The organism is Moorena sp. SIO4G3 (assembly GCF_010692305.1).
Lineage (GTDB): Bacteria > Cyanobacteriota > Cyanobacteriia > Cyanobacteriales > Coleofasciculaceae > Moorena > Moorena producens_A.
Genome location: NZ_JAAHIG010000617.1, coordinates 1 through 3,103, shown reverse-complemented (window position 1 = coordinate 3,103; position 3,103 = coordinate 1). Strand labels below are relative to the sequence as shown.

Below are 3,103 nucleotides of genomic sequence, written 5' to 3'. Positions count from 1 at the left end.
TCGATTGTGGCGCTCGTCTGTGGATCGAAACCTTCAGTGATATTCACTTCATTGGTGGCAGTTTCCCCGCTACTAGCTGAGATGGGGAGATGGGGAGATGGGGAGATGGGGTGATGGGGAGGTGGGGAGATGGGGAGGTGGGGAGGTGGGGAGATGGGGAGATGGGGAGATGGGGAGATGGGGAGTGAATTCTTGTCCACTGTTCCCGATTCCCGATTCCCGATTCCCGATTCCCGATTCCCGTTCCCCTCCTGGGAGGGGTTAGGGGTGGGTTCCGATTCCCGATTCCCGATTCCCGATTCCCCACTCCCGATTCCCTGTTCCCAATTCCTACAAAATCATCGGGATCGGATTAAGTTGATCTTCTGTTAAGGGTTCCGCGAACAAGCCTAACTTAACGGGGACATCATACAACCGACCGGGGGCGAATCTTGCCCAGAAATGGCGCATCCCTGGTACAATCACTTTGACCACATTTAAGCCAATATCCGGGCGGGTTTGGTCTAGAACTAGGGTTTCCATGCCTGCGGACTGGGCAATGTTGACACAGGTCATCACATCCTCATAAATATCATCACTCCACTGTTGAGCATAGTCACTGTAAAGCTTGAGGGGAATGTCAGGATTGGGAACCATGTAGGGATGGTCTTTGCGGTTTAGATTATGTTTATTCCATTCTTCCCAAGACCCGGTTTTACTGGGTTCCACCTCATCCACATGAAATCCCAGTTGGTTCATTTCTGTGACTGCCCGTAAAATGGCAATCCGAGGATCGAGATGGGCACCAAACCCGGCAATAATCCCTTCTTGTTCCTGATCGGTGCGGGCTGAGACGGCAGCAAAGGCGGGAATGCCTAAATCACTGGTAATATCCAGCACCCACAAGTCACGTTTGCGATCGCGGTATAGTTGTTGTAACTCTACCAGATAGGGGTCATCAAAGCTGGCTAAATCCACTCCCGGACATTGCAGGGAGTTGTACCACCAAATAGCCACGCTATCCCGTTCCACCAATTCCATAAACCCCTGCAAAATCGCTTCTTCCAAGGTATTGCCAGCGGCATTACCATTGGAGTCAGCAGAACAGAAGTGATGATCCTTTGATGCGGGATAGTTGTAATAACAGAAGGCGGTGGGCAGATAGCTATGGGTTTGTGTCACTAAAGACCAAACTGGTGTCCATTCAATGGCTTGGCTGCTATCAAACCGTTGGGGCACCCAATTGTGATCCACTCTGGCTTGGTTCAAGGTTTCTCGGTGAGCGTACTGATACTCACTAAACTGCATCACCTGTTCGGGAGGAATAGCCGTATCTCCCAACTCCCCTAAGGTAGAAACAATCCGGGGTTCATCCCCATGATAGATACTGGAATAGCGTTCTACCGCTTCACAGAACCCACTGGCTTTGGCTTGACGGTCAGTTTTCCCTTTGCCAGCACTTTTATGACCCAACATACGACGCAAACGGTTCAAATTATTGGTGGCAGCACCGTAACTATGAATGGAATGATAGGTATGGAGCAGGGCACTGTCTGGGTCAGACGAACGGATTAAGGCACTGACAACTCCAGTGATGGGACTAACCAGGTGTTGGTAGCGTTTCAGGGTTTGATCGGGGGTAAAGGCACGATGTCCGCCATCGGTAGTGTATTGCTTTTTACGATTGACTAAGGTAACGGGTTGATGAGCGCGATCGCTTAAAAGTTGAGGATTCCCACAAGCAGCACATTGCGGGCGATGGGAGAGCTGATGGGTTTCAGTGCTAAGGTTAGTTTGATTGAGGGTAATCACTTTCCCCACCAACGTGGCCAAGTTAGCAGTTTCCTCTACCCCCAGTTGCACAATCCATTTAGCCACTTCCGTGGTAACTAAATTCAGGCCAGTCTCTAAAGTAGAACTGAGGAAAGCGTTGGAAGTAGGCAAACATCCCGTCACCCGACCAAACTCAACTTGATGATTCGGGGTTTGAGACTGATTAACAGTTTCTGATTGTGTTTGGGTCAATTCTTCTCCCCGATTCCCGATTCCCGACTCCCGATTCCCGATTCCCGACTCCCGATTCCCGACTCCCGACTCCCGATTCCCCTCTTCTGCAACAGCTCCCGCCTTTCCCTTCTGCTTCAGCACCGACGCTTCTACTTCCCGGTTGCCCCGCAGACGATGGGCTAAACATTCCCAACAGCCAGTTATTCCTGGTTCAAAGATCGGACCAAACCACAACAGTCCTCCTATTGGTTTCGCCAACAGCCAGGGTTGCTTAGTATCTAGGGCAACTTGATTAATCTGAGCTAGTTTCGGTTGTAGATAGTCATCGGTAAGCACGACTAACAGAGTGGGTAAATCGGTGACTGGGGGTTTACCTGTCCAGGGTTGGGTTTGAATGCCAACGGTTGTGAGTTTATCGGTCAAGGGTTGAGTTGAAACATTCCCCACAGCAGTGACATAAACTACGACTTGCCGCAAACAATCATAAGCAGTTTGGGGTTCTACTCCCAGCAAACTCCAGAAAGCAGCAGCAGCGTCTGACAATTCAGGCACCTTTGCAGCGATGTACCCTTTGTCATACAAATTTTCAATCACATAAGCCACCTGGTCTCGGTCAGCGTGGTCGGTGAGTCGTTCACAAATTTCCTCGTAGGTATACTGACCATCCAGCAGGGGCATCAAATGACAGTAAAATTCCCCCGTTAAAGCGTGGGTGGCGTTTTCGGCCAATAGATAAACATGATTGGGTTGAATAATTTCAACGCGATAATGGGGACGGATTTGTAAGAGTGGTTCCATGTTTCTGGTGGGGAGATGGGGAGATGGGGAGGTGGGGAGATGGGGAGGTGGGGAGATGGGGAGGTGGGGAGGTGGGGAGATGGTGAGATGGGGAGGTGGGGAGGTGGGGAGATGGTGAGATGGGGAGGGAGTTTGATGGAGAGAGGGTTTTTTTAAGGTTAAAAATACCTTTTTTTTAATAAAAATTCCCCTTATCCCCCTATCCCCCTATCTCCCTATTTCCCTATCCCCCTATCCCCCTATCTCCCTATCCCCCTATCTCCCTATCTCCCCATCTCCCTATCTCCCTATCCCCCTATCTCTCCAAATTGTTAACGTA

At 50.2% G+C, this 3,103-nt stretch carries 3 protein-coding genes and 1 pseudogene; 3 read left to right on the top strand and 1 reads right to left on the bottom strand.

Going from position 1 to position 3,103, the window contains the following annotated elements:
• Together F6J99_RS46040 and F6J99_RS43730 are read left to right on the top strand one after the other, a co-directional pair.
• Window positions 1–80: pseudogene (locus F6J99_RS46040) on the top strand (DNA-binding protein); the annotation flags it as partial.
• Between the two features lie 73 nt (window positions 81–153).
• The gene (locus F6J99_RS43730; protein ID WP_293123386.1) at window positions 154–372 is read left to right on the top strand and encodes a hypothetical protein; all 219 of its coding nucleotides are present in this window, start codon (window positions 154–156) and stop codon (window positions 370–372) included.
• Here F6J99_RS43730 and F6J99_RS43725 read toward each other — a convergent pair.
• Window positions 331–2,784 (bottom strand): TOMM precursor leader peptide-binding protein, encoded by a 2,454-nt coding sequence (locus F6J99_RS43725; protein ID WP_293123383.1) that lies wholly within the window; start codon window positions 2,782–2,784, stop codon window positions 331–333. The genes F6J99_RS43730 and F6J99_RS43725 overlap by 42 nt on opposite strands.
• Before the next feature lie 15 nt (window positions 2,785–2,799).
• Here F6J99_RS43725 and F6J99_RS43720 point away from each other — a divergent pair, with 15 nt between their 5' ends.
• The gene (locus tag F6J99_RS43720) at window positions 2,800–2,940 is read left to right on the top strand and encodes a hypothetical protein (RefSeq protein ID WP_293123380.1); all 141 of its coding nucleotides are present in this window, start codon (window positions 2,800–2,802) and stop codon (window positions 2,938–2,940) included.
• The last annotated feature ends 163 nt before the right edge of the window (window positions 2,941–3,103 follow it).